Source organism: Caballeronia sp. LZ043, from assembly GCF_031451075.1.
Taxonomy (GTDB): Bacteria; Pseudomonadota; Gammaproteobacteria; order Burkholderiales; family Burkholderiaceae; genus Caballeronia.
The window spans coordinates 1,246,398-1,270,553 of the sequence record NZ_JARUXT010000002.1 but is presented as its reverse complement, the minus strand read 5'-3'; the positions used below and the strand labels follow the sequence as shown (position 1 = coordinate 1,270,553).

The window sequence follows — 24,156 nt, the reverse complement described above, 5'->3', positions numbered from 1 at the left end:
GCCTCCTTGATATGCGGTGTGAATGGCGATGCAGTTGCGTAGCGCCGCCTCAGGCAGCTGGTTCCTTCATGCGGGCGAGGCCTTCGAGCGCGAGTCCGTAGCCCAGTACGTCATGCAGGCGCGCCTTCAGTTCCTGGTTCAGGCAGGTGCGCGTATAGCGTCTCACGAGACGCGGCTGTTTGAGCATCAGCTGCGCGAGTTCGCGGGCGCGCGGGAGCAGGTCTGCGGCCGGCATGACCTCGTTCACGAGACCCATCTCCCGCGCCTCGCTGGCGCTGATGTTCTGACCCGTGAGCAGGAAGTAATGACCGCGCGCGCGGCCCATCAGCAGCGGCATGATCAGGTGCATGCCGTCGCCGGGCACCATGCCGCCCTGGAAGTGCGCGGTGTCCTGGATGGTCGCGGTATCGGATGCCAGCACGATATCGCCCAGCAACGGGATCTCCGCATGCCGTACGGCCGGCCCGTTCAGGATGCTGATCACCGGCGCTTCGATATTGAGCAAATTGATGAGCAGATGCTTCGCTTCCCAGTAGATCGGGTCGTAGATCGTCGGCGTCATCGAATTGCGGTTCTGATGCATGCCAGGGGCGATCGGGGGGCCGCTGAAGGCGTCGCCGGTGCCGGTCATGATCACCACGTCGTTTTCACGATCGCGGCCCACGTCGAGGAACGCCTGCTCGAACTCGCGATGCGCGGTCAGGTTCCACACAAGCGGGCCGCCGTGCGTGTTGAAGTGCATCTCCAGCACGCCGTCGGTGCGCGTCATGCGGATGGTCTCGAACTTGTCTGCGTAATCGTTGAATTGGGTCACGGCTGGGTCCTCTGAACGTTGGGATGTGGCGTCGGTGCGTGCCGGCGTTGTCGCCGGCGCTATCCGAACAGGCTCTTCAGACGCCGATCCTATTACTGACTGATCGATCAGTCAACAAGGGAAATGCCGGGCGAGATCGTCGTTGACCGGGCGTTGACTCGTCCGCTACTGTGCTGACTGTTCGATCGATCAGTTTTTCGGATTTCGATCAGGACGATCCGGCGCCTTCGGGCGCGCCCCGACAAGAGCACACGCCGCCGACATCGAGCGCCGGCAGGACCAGGAGACAGTTGATGAATCGCTATCCGTCGTTTGCATCCCGTTTGGTCCATCTTTACTGAGAGGGCCATCATGTCGAGAAAAGCCGCTTTACATGCAGACATGCCTGCAGAAACGAGGGTCCCGGGCGACGCGGATCACGCGCTCTATCTCAAGGTGGCGTTACGGCTCGTGCCGCTGCTGATCGTGTGTTACGTGGTTGCCTATCTCGACCGGATCAATGTCGGCTTTGCCAAACTGCAGATGCAGGATGCGCTGGGCTTCAGTGATGCGGTGTACGGACTGGGCGCCGGGATCTTCTTCATCGGCTACTTCCTGTTCGAGGTGCCGAGCAACCTCCTGCTGCAACGCATTGGCGCGCGCAAGACCATCACGCGCATCATGGTCCTGTGGGGCATCACCGGCTGCGCGATGGCGACCGTCTCGAGTCCGACCGCGTTCTATCTTCTGCGCTTCCTGCTCGGCGTGTTCGAGGCGGGTTTCTTTCCGGGCGTGGTCTACTACCTGAGCCAGTGGTTTCCGCGTCACCGTCGCGGGCAGATTCTCGGGCTCTTCATGACAGGCTTTCCGATTGCCGGAATGATCGGCGGGCCGGTGTCGGGTTGGGCGATGTCGCATCTCGGCGGCGTCGCGGGGCTCGCGGGCTGGCAGTGGCTGTACATTGTCGAAGCGGCGCCGGCCGTGCTGCTCGGCGCCGTTACATGGTTCACGCTCTCGGATGACATCGGGCGCGCCAGATGGCTGACCGAACCCGAGCGCGACACCTTGCGCCGCGCGTTGCGCGTCGACGGCCAGGAAACGGGCGCTGAACATGCCGGGAAGTTGCGGCAGGTGATCGGCGACCCCAAGGTGTATCTCATGAGCTTCGCCTACTTCACCTTCATTTGCGGCACCTATGCGTTGAGCTTCTGGCTGCCGACAGTGCTGAAGAGCGCAGGCGTGACGAGCGTGGAGCGCATTGGCTGGCTATCGGCGATTCCGTATGGCATCGCAGCCGTCGGCATGGTGCTGATCTGCCGTCATTCGGACCGGAAACTGGAGCGTCGCTGGCATGGTGCGCTCGCGGCGTTCGCCGGTGCAATCGCGCTTTCGCTGCTGCCGCTTCTGGCGCATGATCTGACTACGACCATCGTGTTGCTGACGATTGCATCGACGACCGTGTTCGTGACCATTCCCTTGCTCTGGTCGCTGGCGTCGGATTACTTTGCGGGATCGGCCGCTGCTGCGGCGGCGATCGCGTTCGTCAACAGTCTCGGCCTGCTCGGCGGATTTGCGAGCCCCTTCGCAATGGGCTGGCTCAAGACGCTGAGTGGCTCGTTGAACAGCGGCCTCTATTTGATGACGACCTTGCTTGCGCTCGGAGCATGCGGGATGCTTGCGATGCGCGGTACGCGCCGCATCCACGAATGACAGATCAATCTGCGGCAGGGCATGTGACAGACATGGAACATCACTTCAAGGATGCATCGCCGGGAAGCTTGCTCGGGGAAAGCGTGGCGCGTCTCGACGGCATGCGTTTCGTATCGGGACGCGTGGACTACAGCGCCGATCTCATTCCGGCAGGGGCGCTGCATCTCGCCATACTGCGCAGCGCTCATGCGTGCGCCACGATCGTTTCCATCGACCTGTCCGAAGCCCTCGCCATGCCAGGCGTCGTGGCAGGATTGACCGGCGAGGAGGCGGCCCGCATGAGCGATGCGATGCCACCCGCGATGGACCTCCCCGCGAAAGGCGCGCGCGGTCCCTTGCAGAGTCGCTGTCTTGCGCTTGGCCATGCGACTTATTTTGGCCAGCCGGTGGCGGCGCTCGTCGCGACCACGGTGCATGATGCACAGGCGGCGCTCGCGAAGATCCGCATCGAGTATGAAGTGCGCGTGCCGACCACGAACGCGCTCGATGCGTTGCGTGATGATGCGCCGATTGTCCAGCCCGGCTGGGACACCAATCTGCTGGTGCGCGATCGCATCCGCTCCGGTGACGCCGATGCCGCGTTTGCGCGGGCAGCGCATATAGCGCGTGGCGAAATGACGATCGGATCATCGACCAGCGCGCCGATGGAAACCTTGTGCTACATCGCCCAATGGGATGCCCGCGCCGAGCGCTATGCGTTGACGGGCACGTTCCAGAATCCCCATACGAGCCGATGGCTGCTGGCCAGCGCGTTGCGCGTGAAGGAGTCTCAGGTACGCGTGATTGCGCCGCGCATCGGCGGCACGTTCGGCCTGAAGATGGCGGGGCATCCCGAAGAAGTACTGGTCGCGCTGTTCAGCCGTCTTACGCGGCGGCCGGTAGCGTGGGTCGAGGAGCGGCGTGAAACGCTGCTTGCCGGCTCGCGTTCGCAGCATCACAGCTTCGAGATTGCCGCCGATGAAGAGGGCAGGCTGACAGGCTGGCGCGACCGGATTCTGGTGGACGTGGGGATCATGGGCGCCGGTCATAGCTGGGCGATGGCGCTCGTGACGCCGGCTGTGTTTCCGACGGTCTATACGATCGAGCATTGCGACATCGAGTGCTCGCTCGCGATCACCAATCAGCCGCCCTGGCAAGCCATTCGCGGTTACGGCAAGGAGATCGGCAATCTCGTGCTGGAGCGGGCCATTGATCTGCTGGCGCGTCAGACCGGCATCGATCCGCTCGAGTTGCGGCGACGCAATCTGGTTGCGCGCGAAGCCTTGCCGCGTCTGCTGCCGTCCGGGCTGAACGTGGACAGCGGCGATTATCCAGGCGGTCTCGCGCAGTTGCAGACGATGTTCGATTTCCCCGGATGGAGACAGCGCGCGGAGGCTGCGCGTGCTTCGGAATGGCGTATTGGCGTCGGCATTGCGTTTGAGCTCACGCCGGAAGGCGGCGCCCGTCCCGGCAACTTCCCCAACGGTTACGAGACCTCGACGGTGCGCATCATGCCCTCGGGCGATGTCCAGGTATTGACGGGCGTGACTTCGCCCGGAAGCGGCAGTGACACGGGCATCGCGCAGATGGTCGCGGGCGAACTGGGGTTGCGAGCCGAACAGGTGAGCGTCATCGAGGGCGACACCGACGTCACGCCGCTGGGCACCGGCAACGCAAGCAGCCGTGCGCTCATGTACGGCGGCACGGCAGCCTATCTCGCTGCGCAGGAACTGCGCGGCCGGCTTGCGCAATGCGCGGCCAACATGCTGGGCGGAGCGGCGCAGGAGATCGTGCTGCGCGACGGCCATGCGTGGCGCGAGGCGGAGGGCAAGAGGATCTCTGTCGCCGAACTGGCGCTGGGCGCTCATCTGCGACCGTTCACGGTGGCGGCCGGTGTGACACTGCCACTCGAAGTGACGTGCAGTTTCGCGCCGAAGAACGTGCGTGTGGAACCCGATGCACAGGGCCGTATCGCTACTTATCCGACCTTCTCGTACTCGGTCCATGCCGTGGCGCTGGAACTCGACATGGCGACCGGCAACAGCAAGCTGCTGGATTACGCCGTGGTGCACGATTGCGGTGCAATGATCAATCCGGCGCTGGTCGAGGGGCAGTTGAGAGGGGCGATCGTGATGGGCATCGGGGTTGCGTTGTGGGAACAGATCAAGTTCGACAGCCAGCATCGCATGATCACGGATCGGTTCAAAAGCTATCTGTTGCCGCGAGCGAACGATCTGCCGCCGATTCGCGTCGGACATCGGGTCACGCTGAATCCTTTTCATCCGCTGGGCATGAAGGGCGCGGGCGAATCGGGGCTGGGCGGCGCGCTTGCGGCCGTCAGCAATGCCGTCGCGGATGCCTTGGGCGATGACGCGTGCTTGCAGCACGTGCCGGCGACGCCCGCCCGCGTGACGGCGGCATTGCGGGAGTCGCGGGCGTGATTGGTCATCGGTTCGAATTTCACCGGCCTCGCGATCTCGACGAAGCCGCAGCTTTGATGAACGCGTATCGTGAGCAAGCGGCTGTGCTCGGTGGTGGCACGATGCTGGTGCCGTCGATGTCGGCGAATCTCGTGCGACCCGCGCATCTGATCAGTCTGGCTTCGCTTGGCCTGGATGAAGTGGTGCTGGATGATGGTTATCTGCGTATTGGCGCCATGGCGACCTATGCACGGTTGCTTGCTTCGCCGTTGATCAGTCGGCATGCGCCGCTTCTTGCCGCGATGGCCGCGCAGATAACCGGCGGCGCTTCAATCCTCAATCAGGGCACATTAGGTGGAGCGGCAAGCTTTGCCAATCCTTCGTCTGACGCGCCGGGCTGTCTTGCTGCGATGGAGGCACTGTTTGAATTGCGGTCTTCGACAGGCATGCGTCGCGTTAGCGCACGGGACTTTTTTGTCGACGCCTTTCGCACCGGGCGACGTGAAGACGAATTTCTGATGAACATTCTCCTGCCGCGAGATACGACGAGGGTGGCGTGCCGCTACCAGAAGTACAAGGCAAGTGCGAGTTCCTGGCCTATCGTCACGGTCGCTTGCTCGCTGCATCGCGGTGAAGAAGTCAGCGTGCGGCTCGCGGTCGGTGGTGCGGGTTGTCGGCCGGCTTTTGTGAGCTTCGTGATCGATTTGGAGGCGTTTGTGCCTGAGGTGTTTATCGAACAGGCGGCAGCGAGCGTGTTGAATCTTATTGGCGAAGGCTGGAGCGATGAACTCGCTGATGCGGAGTATCGCCGCACTATCGTGCCGGGCGTCGTTAAACGGCATCTGCGCGATCTGCTCACGGAAACGAAGATATGGAAAAGATGATCGAGGTACGGTTGACGCTCAATGGCGAGCCGCGCTCGGTGTGCGCGGATTCACGAATGCTGCTTGTTGAACTGATACGTGACGTCTTGGATGCGAAGGGCACGCGTGTCGGATGCCTTACGGGTGATTGCGGCGCATGCACCGTTTTGCTCGATGGCGAAGTGAGGAAGTCCTGTCTTGTCCTTGCGGCGGCGATATCGGATCACGATGTACGGACGATTGAAGGTCTGGACCGAATCGAACGGCTGCAGGAGGCTTTTATTGCAGAGAATGGGTTTCAGTGTGGGTTCTGTACGAGCGGCATGCTCGTCGCGGCGGCGGAGTTGCTTAGGCGGAATCCTTTGCCTAGCCACGAGGAAATACGACGTGGGATTAGTGGGAATTTGTGTCGGTGTACGGGGTATGAAAGTATTGTCGATGCGGTTTATAGGGCGGCGTGGGGGAAGGGTTCGCGGGGGGGATTGGCGGGGGCTGGGTGAGAAATGCCGGCTAGGTTCTGCCGCTTGTCTGAGCCATGCGGTTATTGTTCGGACGACCAGACTTCTTCATATGTCGCCGATATTCAATGGGTGCTTGTCGGCCTTTGGCGACCTTCCCGTTCATCCTTCGTGCGGCTGCAGTTCGCCACGTAGCTGTCGTTCGCGATGCGGCGCAATCAAACGTCGGCTTCCGGGAACGGCGAACGAGGCTTGACGGCCTGGAGCGGAAGTTCTAGCTGTGAAATTCGCGCACCGAAAGCACATTCAACTGTCGATGTGACGCGCATCAGCGAAGACAAGCCCGCATGAGGATGATCATGCGGTAAGGCGGCTAAACGGCCGCTTGTCGGAAAGTTGCAGGAGATGACCACGCGAACGCCGCCGGCCCGAACTTACTGCGCATAGAAGCCCGACCCCACCAAGCCTGGAACTCCGTCAATCTTGACTGCCTTCACGTAGGTCCATTTATGCGATGACTCAGTCTGCCCCGGTCTCAGGAACATATAGTCGACCCAGCCCGATCCCGTTGTTTCAGCCGTCTGGATCATCGCGTCATGAAAGAGCTTGCCGTTGGTATCTGTTTGGCCGCGAACGTTGGTCCCTTCCCGTGCAGGGAAAGCCGGATTCAGCAGTACATTTGCGTTCAAATCGTAAGCAAACAGATAGGTGTCGCCATGGAACCACTCACTGCCTTTGATCCTGAACTCGGAAAACGCGGCCTTGCCTCTGCTGTCTATCAACGCGGCGGCCTTCTCGACCAGCGCTTTGGTTTGAGCTGCTGTGTCGGACGTCGGAGGAGACGACTGAGAAAATGCAGGTGACACGGGGCAGAAGGATCCAGCCAGTAACAAGATGCCGGTGAAGATGGATTTGCCGTTCATTGCACGATCTCCAACCATTGATTTCAGCGCTGCACCAAAGGAGCGTGTGGAACAGAAGCACCTGCTCGCATGCAAAAGACTAGTCCATGAAGCGTAGCTCGCCCAGGATAGTTTTGCCGCATGGTATAGGCGACTCGATAACGGACGTTCGCGAATGTCGGTAGCCGGCCGTTTATTCGCGTTCCGACTCGCCATCGAAATTCTGACACGGGCAGCCCAAACGACAGCTCTGTAGAAGGTTCATCGAGCTTACGCTCTCGGCCAGGGAAGGGACGGTCGGAGGCGTGGCACCGAACGACCGCTTTCGATGAAGTCCTCAGTAAGCCACCTTTGCGACATCAATGAGACTCCGGCGGCCGGCCAACGCCAGATTGAATCCATATGCCGACCGCGTCGATGCCTGACGATGAGTACGTTTAGTGACCGTGCCGCTCGCCAACCGGTGCGTATGTTTGCTGTGCTCGCCGACGCAGCATCAACGTCACGATGGCAGATACCGCCAACGTCGCAGCCACAACATGCAGCCCGTCCGACTAACCTCCGGTCACTTTCTTCAGCCAACCGATCACAAAGGGCCGACGAAGCCGCCGAGATTGCCAACCGAGTTGATCATTGCAATGCCCGCAGCCGCTCCGGCATCCGAAACAAACACACCCGAAACGTGGCGATACTTCCTTTTCAGCGGAACCTGCCGGGCGACCCGGTGCGTTCGGCGCCACTGTTGCGCCGGCGGATCGGCAGACGTCGTCGCGGACCGTCGCCTTAAACCGTTGATGCTGTGACTATCGAAAACTTTGACCGTACACGCTGCCCGCGTAGTCGACCCTCGCCCGGATGTTCAATGTCGCCGGGAGCTCGTTGCCGTCGCATGTCCGATCAGCTCGGACTGCGACGACAACGGATTGAGCTTAAGGGCCTGCATTTGGAAATTCAATGCACCGCCGCACTACCAGGCGTGACTGGCGACTTCTGCGAGCGAGCTAGCAGCAGCGTCATCACAGCGGACAACACGAGGAGACCGGCAACGAAATAGAGCCCGCCGGCATAGCTACCCGTTTGGTCCTTGACCCACCCAATTATCACAGGGCCGGCAAATCCGCCGAGATTGCCGATTGAATTGATCGTGGCGATACCCGTGGCGGCCGCAGCACCGGACAGAAACATGGTCGGCATGGTCCACAAAGGAGGCTTGGCGCAACTGATTCCGATATTGACCAACGTCAGGGAGGCAATCAGACCGACAACACTGCTGGAAACCGCCGCAACCGAAAGCCCGATTGCCGCCGCCACACATGCAATCACCACGTGCCAAGTGCGTTCGTTGGTACGGTCAGAATGGCGCGACCATAAGACCATTGCTACCACGGATACAGTGGGAGGAATCGCATTGAGCAAACCGACCGTCATCGACGAAACCCCCAGTTGCTTGATGATCTGTGGCGCCCAGATCCCAAGCGTGTACAAGCCCGCGGAGGTACCGAAGTAGATCAGGGACAATGCGAGTACACGAGGATTGGCCAGGCCACTGATAATTCCGTGCTTTGCGCCGCTTGAGCTTCTCCTTGCATTTTCGTCGTTCATTACACCGACCAGCCAGGCGCGCTCATCGTCCTTAAGCCATTTCGCCTTTTCGGGCCTGTCCGTCATGTAGAAGAAGACGAAGATACCCAAAATCACCGCCGGTATTGCTTCCAGAATGAACATCCACTGCCAGCCGTGCAAACCCATGACACCGTGCATTTCGAGCAATGCGGCAGAGAGTGGTGACCCGAGGGCGGTAGAGATCGGAGCCGCGGCCATGAAAAAAGCGACCACCCCTGCGCGATGACGTGCCGGGAACCAATAGCTGAGGTACAGGATGATGCCCGGAAAGAAGCCTGCCTCGGCTGCGCCCAAAAGGAAACGAACAATGTAAAAGCTTGTGGGCCCTTTCACGAAGGCCATGCACGCGGAAATGATGCCCCACGTGAGCATGACCCGAGCAATCCACAAACGGGCGCCCACTTTGTGCAGAGCAATGTTCGAAGGCACTTCAAACAAGAAGTAGCCCCAGAAAAAGATCCCAGCACCCAAACCGAGGATCGAGGCAGTGAACCCCAAATCCGTCCTCATCGTTAGGGACGCAAAGCCGATGTTGACCCGGTCGATATAGGCGATAAAGTACAACAGCATAATGAAAGGCACGATACGCCAAGTGACTTTGCGCAAGGTACGCTTTTCGAGATCCTGATCCATGATATGTCTCCGACTTCAGATATCTGATTGATAAACAGCCGTCTTATGCGGCCTCAAGTTTGGATTCGCTCTGCAACCTGGTCTTTTAGACCGCTCTTGCGTGGTACGCCTTTCGAACTGACGCAAGCGCCTGAGACCCGGAATAAAAAGCCTCAGCACCGACTTCCGCCTCGATCAATAACAAACGGTTGTACTTCGCCACGCGGTCGGAGCGACAGAGCGAGCCGGTCTTAATCTGGGTTGCAGCGGTGCAGATGCTGAGGTCGGCGATCGTCGTGTCCTCGGTCTCACCCGAGCGGTGTGAGATCACCGACGAGTAACCCGCGCGATCCGCCATCGCGATGGCAGCGAGCGTCTCGGTCAGCGTGCCGATCTGATTGGGCTTGATCAGGATCGAGTTCGCCACCTTCCTTTCGATCCCCTCTTTCAGGATCTCCGTGTTGGTCACGAACAAATCGTCGCCGACGAGTTGCACGCGGCCGCCGAGACGATCGGTCAGGAGCTTCCAGCCTTCCCAGTCGCCTTCCGACATGCCGTCCTCGATCGACACGATCGGGTAGCCATCGGCGATCTTCGCGAGGTAGTCCACGAAGGCTTGCGAATCGAAGCTGCGGTTCTCCGACGTCAGCACGTACTTGCCGTCATGGAAGAACTCTGAACTCGCGGTATCCAGTCCGAGGCCAATGTCCTTGCCGGGAGCGAACCCGGCGGTCTCGATCGCGAGCATGATCGTGTCGAGCGCGGCCTCATTCGACGACAGATCGGGCGCGAACCCGCCTTCGTCGCCGACCGATGTGGAGAGCTCCCGGCCTTTCAGCACGCCCTTCAATGCATGAAACACCTCGACGCCCCAGCGCAACGCTTCCGAGAAGCTCGGCGCGCCGAGCGGCAGGATCATGAATTCCTGCAGGTCGACGTTGTTGTCTGCGTGCGCGCCGCCGTTGATGATGTTCATCATCGGCAAGGGCAGGCGGGCGCTCGGCATCGTCGCGACGTGGCGGTACAGCGGCAGGCCCGCCGATGCCGCAGCCGCCTTCGCCGATGCCAGCGAGACCGCGAGGATCGCGTTGGCGCCGAGACGAGCCTTTGTCGGCGTTCCGTCGAGATCGATCATGCGGCGGTCGATGCCCGGCTGATCGGCGGCATCCAGCCCGAGCAACGCTTGGCGCAGCTCGCCATCGACGTGGCTTACCGCACGCCGCACACCCTTGCCGCCGTATCGCGACTTGTCGCCATCGCGTAGTTCCAGCGCTTCGCGCGCGCCGGTCGATGCGCCGGACGGCGCCACCGCAAACCCTTTCGATCCATCGTCGAGTGTCACCCGCGCCGCGACGGTCGGATTGCCTCGGGAATCGAGCAGCTCGAAGCCCTTGACGTCTTGAATGCGTGTCATATCGTCCTCACTGGATTTGCGCGATACGCAGAAGATTGGTTGTGCCGGGTGTCCCAAAAGGCACTCCCGCAGAAATCACGACGGTCTGTCCTGTTTCTCCAAACCCTTCTTCGCGGACGGTGTCGCACGCTAGGTCGCTGACTTCGAGTACGTCGATGACTTCGTCACAAAGGACGGGGTGGACACCCCACCCAAGAGCCAGGCGACGGGCCGTAGCTTGTCGTGGGGTCATGCCGATAATTGGCCTACACGGTCGTTCACGCGCCATCCTCAGCGCCGAATATCCGGAACTCGTGTAGGCGACCGTCGCGACCGCGTGAAGCAGACCTGTGACATGGCGCATCGCATACCCGATTGCATCCGCGGTATTTGCATGAGGTGCCGCATGCGAGGCCGCGATCACCTCGCGGTAGTACGGATCGGCTTCTGTCTGGGCGATGATGAGATCCATCATCCGTACGGCTTCGACGGGATATTTGCCGCTGGCCGATTCGGCAGATAGCATCACTGCGTCGGCGCCGTCGTAGATGGCCGTCGCGACGTCAGAGGCCTCCGCTCGCGTAGGAACAGGGGCTGTAACCATCGACTCGAGCATCTGCGTCGCCACGATGACTGGCTTGCCGGCTTTGCGACAGGCACGCACGATGCGCTTCTGGATTGCCGGCACCTGCTCGGCCGGCATTTCTACACCCAGGTCGCCGCGGGCGACCATCACGGCGTCTGTTTCCGCGACGATCGCATCAAGGCTTCCGATCGCCGCAGGCTTTTCCAGCTTCGCGACGATGCCTATGCGGTCACCGACAATTTTTCGGACCTCGATGATGTCTTCGACGCGTTGAACAAAGGAAAGCGCCAACCAGTCGATGCCCAGCGTGAGGCCGAACTCCAGATCGCGACGGTCCTTGTCCGTCATCGCGGAGAGCGGAAGCACCACGTCAGGAACATTGACACCTTTGCGCTCGGAGAGCGCGCCCCCGACGACAACCGAGGTTTCGGCGAAGTCCGGACCGCAACGCTCGACCCGGAGTTGCACGCGTCCGTCGTCAAGTAAAAGATTCGTTTGCGCCTTGAGCGCCGCGAAGATTTCCGGATGCGGTAAGGCGACGCGATTGATGTCACCGGGAGTCTTTGCGTCGAGATCAAGTCGAAACGTTGCGCCTTTCTCAAGCTTGATGGGGCCGTCGACGAACGTGCCGATCCGCAGCTTCGGACCTTGAAGGTCAAGAAGCGCGCCGATGGGCCGACCTGCGTCTTGCTCGACAGACCGGATGACTTCGAGACGACGTTGATGATCCTCGTGAGTTCCGTGGCTGAAGTTCAGCCGGAAGACATCCGCTCCCGCTTTGAACAACGCTTCAATGGTTTCGCGGCTAGTGCTGGCCGGACCCAGTGTGGCAACAATTTTTGCATTTCGATTGCGGCGCATCTTATCTACTCCCTGAAAGATCACCGTGCTGAGCGGCAATGAAAATGGCACGAAAATCGTTGACGTTGGTCAGCGTCGGCCCGGTGATGACCGAGTCGCCAAGCGCCTGAAAAAAGCCGTGAGCGTCGTTGTCTTCGAGCCGCTCGGTTGGCCGGATGCCGCGATCCCGGGCGCGCGCCAGGGTGTCGGGCCTGAGCAATGCACCAGCGATTTCCTCCTGGCCGTCAACGCCGTCCGTATCACCCGCAATAGCAAAAACACCAGGTTCACCATTCAGCGCGACCGCAAGCGAGAGCAGGAATTCAACGTTGCGACCGCCGCGGCCGGTGCCGCGGATGGTGACCGTGGTTTCACCGCCGGACAGCAGGATGCAGGGCGTTACGAAGGGCTGGCCGCGTCGGCTAACCTGCTTCGCGATGCCGGCCATCACAGCTCCTACGTCACGGGCTTCGCCCTCGATTGCGTCACCGAGGATGTACGCTTGAATTCCTGCCGCGCGTGACCGCGTTGCTGCCGCTTCGAGAGCGAGTTGAGGCGTAGCAATCAAATGAGTTTCGACGGTGAGCAAGCGCGGGTCATCCGGCTTCAGTGTTTCTGTGCGATTGCTTTCCAGTAGATCGATGACGGCGGGCGACGCACAAATTTCGTAGCGTCGCAGCACTGCTAACGCATCCGCGCAAGTCGTCGTATCCGGCACGGTGGGCCCCGATGCGATATCGCTTGCGGTGTCGGCGGGCACGTCGGAGATGATCAGGTTGACGACGCGGGCCGGGTAGCAGGCCGCAGCAAGCCGACCACCCTTGATTGCCGAGAGGTGTCTGCGGACGCAGTTCATTTCGGAGATGGTCGCGCCGCTGGATAGCAAGGCCTGATTGATTTCCTGCTTATCCTGCAGCGTCAGGCCTTCAGCCGGTAGCGGCAACAGCGAAGATCCACCTCCTGAGATGAGACAGAGAACGAGGTCGTCGGCTGTCAGTCCCGAGACAAGCTGCAACATTCGCCCCGCAGCTTTCAGCCCATTCTCATCGGGAACCGGATGAGCCGCTTCGACAATTTCGATTCGCTCGCACGCAACGGCATATCCGTAACGTGTGACGACAAGGCCCTCGATTTGACCTGTCCAGTGATCTTCGACAGCTTTTGCCATGGCTGCGGACGCTTTGCCTGCGCCAATGACAATGGTTCGCCCGCGAGGCGGTGTCGGAAGGAAGTCGGGCACGCGTAGTGCCGGTTGTGCAGTGGAGATAGCGGCCCCGAACATGTCTTGCAGCAGACGATCGATATCCAGTTCGTTGCGCGTGTCGATGTCCGCCGACGACTTTAAGTGGGCGGCCGTTTTCATGTCTGTTCTCGTCTCGTCGCACAAGCCAGAACAGAGATGAATGGTGCGAGATTGAGGGGGGTGAACATCTTGTCTCCTGCGTTGTATTTGTCGCGTAAGGACGAGTTCAGCCGACCGCGCAGCGCTGCGGCGATGTCTTTATGTCAGGTGTTTAGTCCCCGCTTTTCGACCGAGCCCACCGGCGGGTGGGCTCGCGGCGCGGGGTTCGCCAGTACGCGGATGTGTTCGTGCTTACGCGGCGTTGGCGCCAGGGACGGCAGCTTTCTCGATCAGCGAACAAACAGCGGCCGTCACTTGCGCCGTCGTGGCTGTGCCGCCGAGATCACGCGTATGCAAGGACGTGTCGGCGGTGACCGCCTCGACTGCCTGCATCACGCGCTTGGCAGCGTCGCCTTCGCCAAGGTGCTCGAGCAACATGACGACGGACCAGAAGGTGCCGACCGGATTTGCCAGCCCCTTACCCATGATGTCAAACGCCGAGCCATGGATCGGCTCAAACATGGACGGATAGCGTCGCTCCGGATCGATATTGCCAGTCGGCGCGATGCCGAGGCTGCCGGCGAGTGCAGCGGCGAGGTCACTGAGAATGTCGGCATGCAGGTTGGTAGCGACGATCGTGTCGAGTGTCGCGGGGCGGTTGATCATGCGGGCCGTCGATGCGTCCACCAGTTCCTTGTCCCATGTGACGTCCGGAAATTCCTTCGAGATTTCGAGTGCGATCTCGTCCCACATCACCATTGCGTGCCGTTGCGCGTTGCTCTTCGTGATGACGGTCAACAGTTTTCGTGGTCGCGATTGCGCGAGACGGAATGCGAAACGCATGATGCGCTCGACGCCAGCGCGGGTCAGGATCGACACATCGGTTGCCGCTTCAATTGGATGTCCCTGATGGACGCGGCCGCCTACGCCGGAATATTCGCCTTCCGAATTTTCGCGGACGATGACCCAGTTCAGGTCTTCCGGTTTGCAGCGCTTGAGCGGCCCGTCGATGCCCGGCAGGATGCGGGTCGGACGGACGTTGGCATATTGATCGAGGCCCTGGCAGATCTTGAGACGCAGACCCCACAACGTAATGTGGTCCGGAATGTCCGGGTCACCGGCCGAGCCGAACAGGATCGCGTCCTTGTCGCGGATCGAGTCGAGGCCGTCGTCGGGCATCATGACGCCATGCTGGCGGTAGTAGTCGCCGCCCCAGTCGAAGTTTTCGAACTCAAATGCGAACGACTTCGTCGTCTTTGCGAGTGCCTGGAGCACCTGTGCGCCTGCGGGCACGACTTCCTTGCCGATGCCGTCGCCGGGGATGGTTGCGATGCGATAGGTCTTCATGTCTCCGTCCTTCAGGTGTTGTGGGTGTGAATGAACTTTACCCATCTCCAGACACGAAAACCGGTGCTAGACTCAAAGTATCTTTAACTTGGATTCATAAGTGGAGGCCATGCTCGACACCGTCCAGCCATCCGATTTGAGTTTCTTCTCGACCCTCGCCGCGTCAGGCAGTCTGAGCGCGGCGGCACGGGAACTTGGCCTGACGCCAGCGGCCGTCAGCAAGCATTTAACCCAGATGGAGAGTCGTGCGGGCGTTGCCCTCATCAACCGCACGACACGCCGGATGATGCTCACGCCAGAGGGCGAGTTGTACCTTGAGCACGCACGTCGAATCCTCGACGAGATTGACGAACTGGCCGAACTGCTGGGTACCGCGAAGAAAAGTCCAAAGGGACTTCTGCGGGTGAACGCGACGCTCGGTTTTGGGCGCAGTCATGTAGCGCCCGCGATTTCGCGCTTCGTCGCGACATATCCGCAGGTGTCGGTGCAACTTCAACTGTCCGTCACGCCTCCGCCGCTGACAGACGATGCATTTGACGTCTGCATCCGCTTCGGCGAGCCGCCCGATACGCGCGTGGTCGCGCGCCGTCTTGCGGCGAACCGGCGCTTGCTGTGTGCCGCACCTTCGTACATCGCATCACGGGGGATGCCGGTGACCGCGCACGACCTGACGCGACACAACTGCATTGGCATCCGTCAGGGCGACGAAGCCTATGGCGTGTGGCGTCTGATTTCGGGAAGGGGGTCGTCGCGCAAAACCGAGGCTGTGCGTATCAATGGCACGCTGACAACGAACGATGGAGAGATCGCCGTAAAGTGGGCTCTTGAAGGACACGGCATCCTGATGCGGGCCGAGTGGGACATCAAACATTATCTGGCTGACGGTTCTTTGGTCGTCGTGCTACCCGATCACGATACGCCGAACGCCGATATATTCGCCGTGTATTCGCAACGACATCAGATGTCAAATCGAATCCGCGCGTTTGTCGATTTTATTGCGCAGGATCTTCGTGACGAAGCGCACGAACCCGGGTAACGGCATCGGCAGCACGGTATTGAAAGCGGACCTTCTCGGCGAGCCTATGACCGTCTGCAACGGGTCGAAAGTGTAGGCTCGCGGATCCTGCACGTGACCATGCCGCTGCGGCGCCGCCGCCGTCGGCAAGCCGCAATGTTGCGGACGTTCAGAGCCGCCTCGTCGAGCGTCCGCAATGGCCGAATAACGCCCCGACGGGCTGCGAGCTAATAACCGTCGCACGCGGTCAAAAGGCACCAACGCACCGACCGTCGAACGGCCGAGAGGACTCAAAAGCCAACCCTCTCGCGACCTCCACCTGGCAAATCCAGGCGAAGCGCTGTGAATCGTGCAAAAAGTCGAGATGATTCAGTGAGAGTTGATCCGGCGATTCAGAGCTGACCGCCGGGGCAAAACTCGAAACCCAAAGCACGACCATCACATAATCCTGGGCTCCGCCCCAACCGCAACCAACCAGCGCCCGAACCCCCAGGCGCTTCCCCAACAAATCAACCAGGGCTCAATGACAGCGCCGCTCCCAATGATGATGCACGCGTACCTTATGGCACACGACATGATGATGGGGCGGGGCTGCGAAGGCGGGGGCGACGGACAGGAATGCGAAGCCGGAGGCGAGTACGGCGATGACTGCTTTCTTCATGGGTTAAGGGTTTATTGAGTGGAAGAGGCGCCATGCTAGCAACTGGAGATTACGTCCAGCTTTGGGTAATTAATGCCGCACATCCAGGGCAAAACAACCCGCGCGAGCCACCGCCTTCAGCCAGCCAAATTCGCCCCAGGCGCCATCACAATCGGCGCTGCCCCATGCGAGAAAAACCTTGCATCATGCGGACCGCGCAAGGTGATAGCAGCAGACGTCACCTCGAGCCAATCCCCTTCCGGCAACCCAAGCACTTTCGCTTCCCGATTAGCCACAAGAAACTCTTCTATACGTTGATCGCGCGTCTCTCCCTGATGTCCTTGCGGCAACGCGTTGGTGTAATGCGGGTTGATCTGAAAACCAATCAGCCCGAGCGCATCGAGGCCACGAGGATCGACAATAGGCATGTCATTGGTCGTGCAGATAGTGGGACATGCGAGGTTCGCGCCGGCGCTCCAGCCGAGATAGCGCGTGCCGCCTTGCACCGCCTCACGGATCGCCCGAAGCAACCCACGCGCGCGGCATTGCGCGAGCAGCTGGAACGTATTCCCACCGCCCACCACAATCATTTCCGCCTGAGCGACAGCCGCCTGCGCGTCAGCATCGCTTGCAAAACCATGCACCGAACGCAACGCAATGTTGGCCGGCGCCAGCGCGGCGGCGACGGTGTCCGTGTACTCGTCCCAACTCATCGTCACCCCGGCGAACGGCACAAACAGAGCCTGCGTCGTGGTCTGCGCCTGGCTCGGCGTAAGTGCGCGAATCGCGTCCAGCGCATGAACGAGATAAGCGCCATCGGGACTTCTGGAATTACTCAGCAAAAGCGCGTTCATCAAAAGTCTCCGGATCCGGAACAAGTCGCGCAATCAGCGCATGAAAGAGCCATCACCCGCGCCGCCCCGTGAGATGCACGAGCGACCCATAAAGTTCAAGCAGACGCGCATAGTCCACTTCATCGTAGAACGAACACGTGCCTTTCCCGAACTCCTTGGCAACCTCGACCGCGAACTTCACCGCCAGCGCAATATCCGTTTCGTGGCTCGCTCCCGTACCACAGCCGGGCACGGCAACTTGCGTCGTGAGCGCGACGCCGACAACCGGCGCACTTGTCGCAGTCGATGGCTGCATGATGCTGTTTATATGATGCACGCCGTTATCGTAGGGCGTGATGTCCTGCGTCGTCACGGGAAAGGTAACGGCGGGTTTCCCGGTCGTCGTCTCCATGATGCGCAGCAGGTCTTCCGAGACACGCAGGATATAGCCTTCCTTCACCGTCGGCGAGAGGGCATAGCCGCTGTGATTGATGACGCGGTTGCCCTTGGTCGTATCGAGCGACAGCACGGCGTCCATTTCGCCCCGGACTTCATGCGCCAGAAGGCGATCGGTTTCCACGGGAGTGTCCATGAATTCGACCGGATCGTGCGGCCGTGTGGGCGCGGTCGGGCAGACATGCGTCGTCAGCACGACGTCGCCCGGTAGCGGGTCGCCGTTGCGGCGCATCTGCGCGAGCTTGAGCGCGGTAGCGACAGTCGCGATGGCGCCATCAGCGTCCGACACCATGCCGATGCGCGACGGCCGCGCCCCAATCCCGCCCAGTCGCCCGACGACGCCAAGCGTCTTCGCCAGGCCGCCGCTATGCTTGCCGCGCTCGCCGGGAATGCCGATCCGCACGAAGGCGGTCGTGCCTTTCGGGCTGCTCAGTTCGAGCACCTCCACACTCACGCCGACATCTGCGAACGGCGCGAGCATGTCAATCACGGTCTGGCCGCTAGCGTAACGGCTGTCGAAGGCTTCAAAAACTTGCAGGGTCTGCGCGAGGCTCATAGAGGATTTCTCCGTGTCGGCAATGCAACCAAAAAGCTGAATGAATCAGCGCGACTTGATGAGCGAGCCGCAGAAACCGGTCAGCGCGTCCGCCGCGATCACGCCCGCCGCGAACACTTCCATGCGGCTCTTCGCGCCGGGTCTGAGGCGTCCGATCACGAGGCGCATGCCGATCCCCACCATCAACGCCCAGCCCGCGAATGGACTCGCGATCAGCAGGCCTGTCGCGAACAGCACGCCAAGCTGGCGCTTCGGTCCGCCGGCCCACTGGAGCGCCGCACCGGCCACCGCCCACACGAGCAGCGCATGGAGGATGCCGGGCGCGACGCCCGCCTGAATGGTCGAGACATACACGCGCGCCACAGGCGGAATCAGCCCTTTCGCAAAGAGTCCGCGATACGCGAGCAGCACGACCGGGATCGCGATGACGAACGCGAGCATCGCGGCGATCAATTGCTGGCGTCGCCCGGCGAGTTCGAACGCCGGATCCTGGCCGTGGCCGCGCAGGATGAAGCCTGCCTTCAGGTCGTAGCCCATATCGGCGAAGGCCGGCCCGGTCGCGGCGGAAAACCCGCACAACATCACCAGCGACACCGCCGGAAAACCGATCAGCATGCCGATCAACAGCGTGATGAGCGCCACGGCGAAGGCCGGGAACCAGCCCGAGTGCATGGCCGCGATGCCGACGATCAGTTCATGCGCAAACGCGGCCGCTGCCGCATACAGCACGAACGCCGCCAGCATGCCCGGCGACATCTCGCCCCACAGTCCGCTCAATAGCGCGACGAGCGCCGCGAGCACGAGGTAGGCGATCCCGCCGAAGCGCAGCGAACTCGCAATCGCCGGTGTGCGCGTCGCGCGGGCCGGAGGATTTCGGTCGCGCAGCACGAGCACGCCGACCTGGATCAGCGCGACGAGCCCCGCGCCGATCATCATGCCGTGCGGAATGAGGGCCTTGCTGATGTCGAAGTGAAACAGCGGCGTCGCATAGCCGCGAAGCAGGAGACCGATGCCCAGCATGCCGAGCGCCCACACATTGCCGATGAACGCCGTGCCGAACGCGGACATCGGAATGCCGAGCCAAGAGCCGGTCAGCCCCATCACGATGCCGGCGCCGAGCAGACGCGCCTGCCTGCCGCCCTGGTCGCCGGCCTTGATGGCTTCCGCCGCCGCGACGCCATGCGGCCACGCGCCGGACGCGGGAAACACGCTGGTGTTGAAGAGCCGGTACAGCATGTACCCGTCGAGCAGCATGCCGAGGGCGACACCCGCGAACATCGGCACGATGAGATCTTCCCGGCCGAACAGGAACGGAATGGCAATGGGCAGCAGCAGGCTGTTGGCCGCCCCGAACGTGGCGGCGGAGATGGCGCTCTGCGCGAGATTCTGCACATGCACCGAGCGATACGCGCGAAACCAGCGCAGGGGCACGCGCGCGCAGATCATCGCGGCCAGCGCGCCGACGATGGACGTATTCGGCGTCACGCCCACCCGCACCAGCAACTCGATCCCGATGATCGCGCCGATCACGCCCAGCACCGCGAGCAACAGCAGCGTGGACGGGTTTAGCGCCGAGGGATGCCTTTGCGACGCGCAGGGCGCGGTCTGGATGAAGGATGCCGTTGTGCCGGGCGGACGGTGTTCGGGTAATTGGGATCCATGCATGACGTGTTCGTGTTTGCGGTGCGCGTGGAGGTGCGTTTATCTTTCGGCGTCGACCCAGAACGGATCGCCGAGCGATCGGCCGATGGTGCGCGCCTGTTCGAGCAGCGCCTGGCCGAGTTCAGCGAGCGCGGCGTAGTCCCGTGTTCCCGCCGGAAAGCTCAGGCAGAACGCGAGGCATTCGCCGCTCGATGGATCCGCGACCGCGCAGCCCAGGGAGCACACGCCGTACAGCGCTTCGTTCTCCGCGAGCGCATAGCCACGCGTGCGGGTCACGGCGATCTCCTCGAGTAACGCGTCGAGCGTGGCGGGGCCGTGCGCCGGGGCGTACGCGTCGTCCACCGCGGCGCGGATGTTGGCAAGGCCGGCAGCGGGCGGCGTGTTGCCGGGCCGCAGTCCGGCCGCAAAACGCGCGCGGATGGCGTGGTCGGATTCCCGGGCCAGCAGCGCGCGGCCCGTGGACGTCGCCCACGATGCCGAACGATGACCCGGATGCGTCGTTGCGCGGAAGGCCAGCGAGCCGGGCTGCACGCGCAATACCACGACGTCATTGCCTTCCAGCACCGAGATGTAGCCGGTGTGGCCATAGCGTGCGCTGAGCGTTTCGAGTGCCTGCGCGCACATGACGATGAGCGGACTCGCCGAGCGCACGAGATGGCTCAGTTCGAGCAGCAGCATGGACGGCCGGTAGGCCAGCGAATGCTTGTCGCGTTCGAGCAGACCGCAGTCGGTCATCTGCTTGAGCACGCGCGATGCCGAACTCTTCGGCATGTCGAGGTGATCGACGAGGTCGATCATCCAGACTTCCCGCTGATGCCGCGCCATGAAGCGCATGACGGTCGTGGCTGTGTCCAGGATGCTCATGTGGCTCGCTCTCCTTATTATGGTTCCGTATTTTGGAACCGGGTTCCAGCGCTTGATTTATCGTAGCGAAGGACACGCGCGGCGAGAAGCGGCACAAGAGTGTTTTGTGTGAATTGGTCCTGCTTTTCAGAAACTGCGACGTTCGTTCTTTCAGACCCGGAAACGGGCCGTCAGAGTCGCTTTACGGAAACGGAGAGGAGAGCGTCCGGTGTTCAATACACCGGCGTCTGTTTGGCGAGAAACGCGTCAACGCCGATGCGCGCGTCGGCGCTCGACCGCATGTCGGCAACCCGACGGCGTTCCGCTGCTTCGAGCGTCTGCCAGTCGGAGGCGCGCCGCAGCTGCGCGGATTCCTTGGTGAAGCGCACGGCCATCGGGCTGTTGCCCGCGATCCGCCGGGCCAGCGCGAGCGCGGTCTCCAGCACGGCATTAGCGGGCACCACGCGATTGACGATGCCGTATTCCCGCGCCTGCTCCGCGGAGATGAGTTCGGCGGTCAGCAGCAGTTCCATCGCGCGCGCATGGCCGATCTGTTCGATCAGCTTCATCGCGCCGCCCCCCGAAGGCACGATGCCCCAGTGCACTTCCGGCAGGCCGAGCCGGGCGTCTTCGCTGGCGATGCGGATATCGCTCGCCATCATCAGTTCGAAGCCGCCCGCCACACAATGACCGTTGACGGCCGCCACCAGCGGCTTCGGGAAGAACACGGTCTTCAGCAGCGCGCGGCACACCATGTCGTCCACCTCGGCGATGCCCGAGAAGTCCGCGCCCAGCTGCGCGCCGGAACAGAACGCCTGCGTGCCGCGGCCGGTGACGACCGCGCAGCGCACTTCGGGGTCATCGGCCAGGCGCGGCCAGGTCTCGCCCAGCGCGATGAAGTCGTCCGGCGCGAGCGCATTGCGGCGCGCTTCGTTGCCGATGGTGACGAGTGCAATGCCGGCTTCTGGACGCGTGACCTCGATGCTCATCGTGCAGGCGGCTCCGGTTGCGCGCCCGCGATGCGCAGGGCATAGCGGGCCATGTGATCGGTCAGTTCCTCGACGCTCAGTCGTCCCGTCGGCCGATACCAGCTATAGGTCCAGCTCAGCATGCCGCCGATCGCCAGCGTGGCGGTGCGCGTGTCGTCGAGTTGGAATTCGCCGCTCTTCACGCCGATGTCGAGCAGCGACGCCAGCGCGTCGTCGAACGCGCCCTTGCGCTCGTTCATCACTTGCAGGTGCTCGGGGTCGAGCGAACTCTCTTCGCGGAAGAAGATGGTCACCGACTCCCGATGTTCGATACAGATCAGCGTGAGCTTGCGCGCGACCTGCGCCAGACGTCCGCTCGCGCTGCCTTCGCCATGCAGCGATTCGTTCACGGCGTCCAGCGCGAGCGTGATGTTGCGCAGCACGATGTCGAAGAGGATGTCGGTCTTCTTGTCGTAGATCCCGTAGACGAAGGGCTTGGTGACTTCCATGGCGTCGGCGATGGCTTCGAGGCTCGTGCCCTTGAAGCCGCGCTCGAAAAAGAGCTGCCGCGCCACTTCGAGAATGCGTTCCTTCTTGAAGCTGCGCAATTGCTCGCGCATGTTCTGCGAGCCGGTGGGTGGCGTATCGGACGATGTCAGCATGGAAGGTAATGATGCGGCTAGGACTGAACCTGGGCAGGCGCGCGTGCCTCGCGGGCCAGCAGGAAGCGCTGGATCTTGCCGGTAGGCGTGCGCGGAAATTCATCGACGAAACAGATACGGCGCGGCACCTTGTAGTCAGCCATGTGCGAGCGGCAATACTCGATGAGCGCTTGCTGCGCCTCGTCTTCGTCATGGCCCAGCGCTTCGTGCAACTGCACGAACGCAAAGCCGACTTCGCCGAGCCGCTGATCGGGCACGCCGACCACGACAACCTGCTTGACCTTCGGATGGCTCTGCAACATGCGCTCGATCTCTGCCGGATACGCGTTCGAACCGCCGACGATGAACATTTCCTTGAGCCGGCCCGTGATCTTGAGGTAACCCTGTTCGTCGAACAGGCCGAGGTCGCCGGTGCGGAACCAGCCGTCGGGCGTCATGACTTCGGCGGTTGCCTGGGGATTGCGGTAGTAACCGAGCATGACGATATGGCCGCGCACCCAGAGTTCGCCTTCACGATTCACCGGCATTTCGCGGCCTTGCGGGTCGCGGATGGATAGTTCGAAGTCGCCGATGGGCTTGCCTTTATTGTCGCATAGGACCTCCAGCGGCGCATCCCACTCGCTGAGCGCGGTGCACGCGGTGGTCTCGGTCATGCCATAGGTGCACTGCAATCCTTCGATCGTCAGCGCCTTGCGTGCGGCGAGCGCAATCTCGGGCGTCACCGGCGCGCCGCCGATCCACGCGGACTTCAGCGAGCGCAGGTCGCGAGGCTTCGTGCGCAGCGCATCGAGGCAGTCGATGAAGTGCGTGGGGATGCCGCCGAAGATGGTCACGCGCTCGCGCTCGATGAGGTCGAGCACGTCGTCGGCGACCCAGTGCGGCACCGGCACGATGGCGTTGCCCGTCACCAGCGTCAGCGCCACTTGCGCCACGCAGCCGGCCACGTGATAGAAGGGCATGTGGCCGAGCAGGATATCGTCCTGGCCGATCCGCATGCAGCGCGCCTGATTGTTGGCGTTGCGCAGCAGGATGTGCGAGTGCATCGCGCCTTTCGGATGCCCCGTCGTGCCCGACGTATAGACGATCACGATGGGGTCTTCCGGATGCACTTCGGGCAGCGCCGCGCCCGCTGCCTGAAGCGCTGCGCCGTGCGCCGCGAGCCGGTCGAGCGTGAAGCAGCCGGGCGCCTCGGCATCTTTCCAGACGATCAGCGAGTGCAGCATCGGCAGGTCTTCGTCATGCAGCCGGCCGGGCGTCATGCCGCTCAGACCCGGCACGATCTCGCGCGCCATGCCGAGAAAGTCGATGTTCCAGTAATGGTCCATCAGCACCAGCGCGCGGGCGTCGGACTGCTTCAGGATGTAGCGCACTTCGTCGGTCTTGAAGCGCGTGTTGATCGGCACCACGACCGCGCCGATGCGCGCGCACGCTACCCAGCACGCAATCCATTCCGCGCAGTTCGTGAGCCACACCGCGACATGATCGCCGCGTGCAATGCCGAGGTCGCGCAGGCCGTGCGCAATGGCGTCGGCGCGGCGGTGCAGCTCGGCGTAGCTCAGGCGTTCCGCACCGTCGATGACGGCAAGCGCGTCCGGGCGGTCGCTCGCATGGCGCGCCAGCGCCTCGCCGAGCGTGAACGTGGTCCAGTCCATG

At 62.1% G+C, this 24,156-nt stretch carries 19 protein-coding genes and 1 pseudogene; 5 read left to right on the top strand and 15 right to left on the bottom strand.

The genetic code is table 11. The features are described 5' to 3' along the window. Positions 1-49 precede the first annotated feature (49 nt). Entirely contained in the window at positions 50-814 is a 765-nt protein-coding gene (locus QCE64_RS19380; RefSeq protein ID WP_310005589.1) for an enoyl-CoA hydratase/isomerase family protein, read from the bottom strand. Between the two features lie 351 nt (positions 815-1,165). Between QCE64_RS19380 and QCE64_RS19375 the strand changes: the two genes are divergently transcribed. Genes QCE64_RS19375 through QCE64_RS19360 form a run of 4 tightly spaced genes read left to right on the top strand, consistent with a single transcriptional unit; the run spans position 1,166 to position 6,265 of the window. Beyond that, positions 1,166-2,503, top strand: coding sequence for an MFS transporter (locus tag QCE64_RS19375; protein WP_404987399.1), 1,338 nt, complete (start codon positions 1,166-1,168; stop codon positions 2,501-2,503). Between the two features lie 32 nt (positions 2,504-2,535). Continuing rightward, the gene (locus QCE64_RS19370) at positions 2,536-4,923 is read left to right on the top strand and encodes a xanthine dehydrogenase family protein molybdopterin-binding subunit (protein ID WP_310005586.1); all 2,388 of its coding nucleotides are present in this window, start codon (positions 2,536-2,538) and stop codon (positions 4,921-4,923) included. Then, positions 4,857-5,786 (top strand): FAD binding domain-containing protein, encoded by a 930-nt coding sequence (locus tag QCE64_RS19365; RefSeq protein ID WP_310005583.1) that lies wholly within the window; start codon positions 4,857-4,859, stop codon positions 5,784-5,786. Before QCE64_RS19370 ends, QCE64_RS19365 begins: the two co-directional genes overlap by 67 nt. Beyond that, positions 5,774-6,265, top strand: a complete 492-nt coding sequence (locus tag QCE64_RS19360; RefSeq protein WP_310005580.1) for a 2Fe-2S iron-sulfur cluster-binding protein — start codon at positions 5,774-5,776, stop codon at positions 6,263-6,265. Before QCE64_RS19365 ends, QCE64_RS19360 begins: the two co-directional genes overlap by 13 nt. Positions 6,266-6,657: 392 nt before the next feature. Here QCE64_RS19360 and QCE64_RS19355 read toward each other — a convergent pair whose 3' ends face one another. The 7 genes and pseudogenes from QCE64_RS19355 to QCE64_RS19325 form a co-directional block, all read right to left on the bottom strand. Beyond that, positions 6,658-7,146 carry a cache domain-containing protein gene (locus tag QCE64_RS19355; RefSeq protein WP_309920596.1) on the bottom strand — a complete coding sequence of 163 codons (489 nt, stop codon included), beginning with the start codon at positions 7,144-7,146 and terminating at the stop codon, positions 6,658-6,660. Between the two features lie 416 nt (positions 7,147-7,562). Further along, positions 7,563-7,798, bottom strand: a pseudogene (locus QCE64_RS19350) (MFS transporter); the annotation flags it as partial. A gap of 278 nt (positions 7,799-8,076) precedes the next feature. Beyond that, the gene (locus QCE64_RS19345; RefSeq protein WP_310005578.1) at positions 8,077-9,381 is read right to left on the bottom strand and encodes an MFS transporter; all 1,305 of its coding nucleotides are present in this window, start codon (positions 9,379-9,381) and stop codon (positions 8,077-8,079) included. Positions 9,382-9,466: 85 nt separating this feature from the next. Continuing rightward, positions 9,467-10,774 (bottom strand): phosphopyruvate hydratase, encoded by a 1,308-nt coding sequence (gene eno / locus QCE64_RS19340; protein WP_309932015.1) that lies wholly within the window; start codon positions 10,772-10,774, stop codon positions 9,467-9,469. Positions 10,775-10,781: 7 nt separating this feature from the next. Further along, entirely contained in the window at positions 10,782-12,200 is a 1,419-nt protein-coding gene (gene pyk / locus QCE64_RS19335) for a pyruvate kinase (RefSeq protein ID WP_309932017.1), read from the bottom strand. 1 nt (position 12,201) lies between these two features. Further along, on the bottom strand, positions 12,202-13,461 hold the full coding sequence (locus tag QCE64_RS19330; RefSeq protein ID WP_309922849.1) for a glycerate kinase: 1,260 nt from the start codon (positions 13,459-13,461) through the stop codon (positions 12,202-12,204). Positions 13,462-13,773: 312 nt separating this feature from the next. Beyond that, a complete protein-coding gene (locus QCE64_RS19325) occupies positions 13,774-14,868 on the bottom strand; it encodes a tartrate dehydrogenase (RefSeq protein WP_250491108.1) in 1,095 nt (364 codons plus the stop codon). A gap of 109 nt (positions 14,869-14,977) precedes the next feature. On the opposite strand from QCE64_RS19325, the gene QCE64_RS19320 reads away from it, so the two are divergent. Next, positions 14,978-15,904 (top strand): LysR substrate-binding domain-containing protein, encoded by a 927-nt coding sequence (locus tag QCE64_RS19320; RefSeq protein ID WP_250491089.1) that lies wholly within the window; start codon positions 14,978-14,980, stop codon positions 15,902-15,904. Positions 15,905-16,660: 756 nt separating this feature from the next. Here QCE64_RS19320 and pepE read toward each other — a convergent pair. The 7 genes from pepE to QCE64_RS19285 all read right to left on the bottom strand — a co-directional run bounded on the left by pepE (position 16,661) and on the right by QCE64_RS19285 (position 24,155). After that, positions 16,661-17,377: a dipeptidase PepE gene (gene pepE / locus QCE64_RS19315; protein WP_309932019.1), complete on the bottom strand. Its 717-nt coding sequence runs from the start codon at positions 17,375-17,377 to the stop codon at positions 16,661-16,663. 52 nt (positions 17,378-17,429) lie between these two features. Beyond that, a complete protein-coding gene (locus QCE64_RS19310) occupies positions 17,430-18,368 on the bottom strand; it encodes a DUF1177 domain-containing protein (protein ID WP_310005576.1) in 939 nt (312 codons plus the stop codon). Positions 18,369-18,413: 45 nt separating this feature from the next. Then, positions 18,414-20,033: an OPT/YSL family transporter gene (locus tag QCE64_RS19305; protein ID WP_310005574.1), complete on the bottom strand. Its 1,620-nt coding sequence runs from the start codon at positions 20,031-20,033 to the stop codon at positions 18,414-18,416. A gap of 36 nt (positions 20,034-20,069) precedes the next feature. Further along, complete coding sequence (locus QCE64_RS19300; RefSeq protein WP_309920618.1) at positions 20,070-20,894, bottom strand: IclR family transcriptional regulator C-terminal domain-containing protein; 825 nt, start codon at positions 20,892-20,894, stop codon at positions 20,070-20,072. A 212-nt stretch (positions 20,895-21,106) separates the two neighbouring features. After that, positions 21,107-21,862 (bottom strand): enoyl-CoA hydratase/isomerase family protein, encoded by a 756-nt coding sequence (locus QCE64_RS19295; protein ID WP_309920621.1) that lies wholly within the window; start codon positions 21,860-21,862, stop codon positions 21,107-21,109. After that, the gene (locus tag QCE64_RS19290; protein ID WP_310005571.1) at positions 21,859-22,503 is read right to left on the bottom strand and encodes a TetR/AcrR family transcriptional regulator; all 645 of its coding nucleotides are present in this window, start codon (positions 22,501-22,503) and stop codon (positions 21,859-21,861) included. Before QCE64_RS19290 ends, QCE64_RS19295 begins: the two co-directional genes overlap by 4 nt. 17 nt (positions 22,504-22,520) lie before the next feature. Beyond that, positions 22,521-24,155, bottom strand: a complete 1,635-nt coding sequence (locus QCE64_RS19285; protein WP_310005569.1) for an AMP-binding protein — start codon at positions 24,153-24,155, stop codon at positions 22,521-22,523. Position 24,156: the final 1 nt, after the last annotated feature.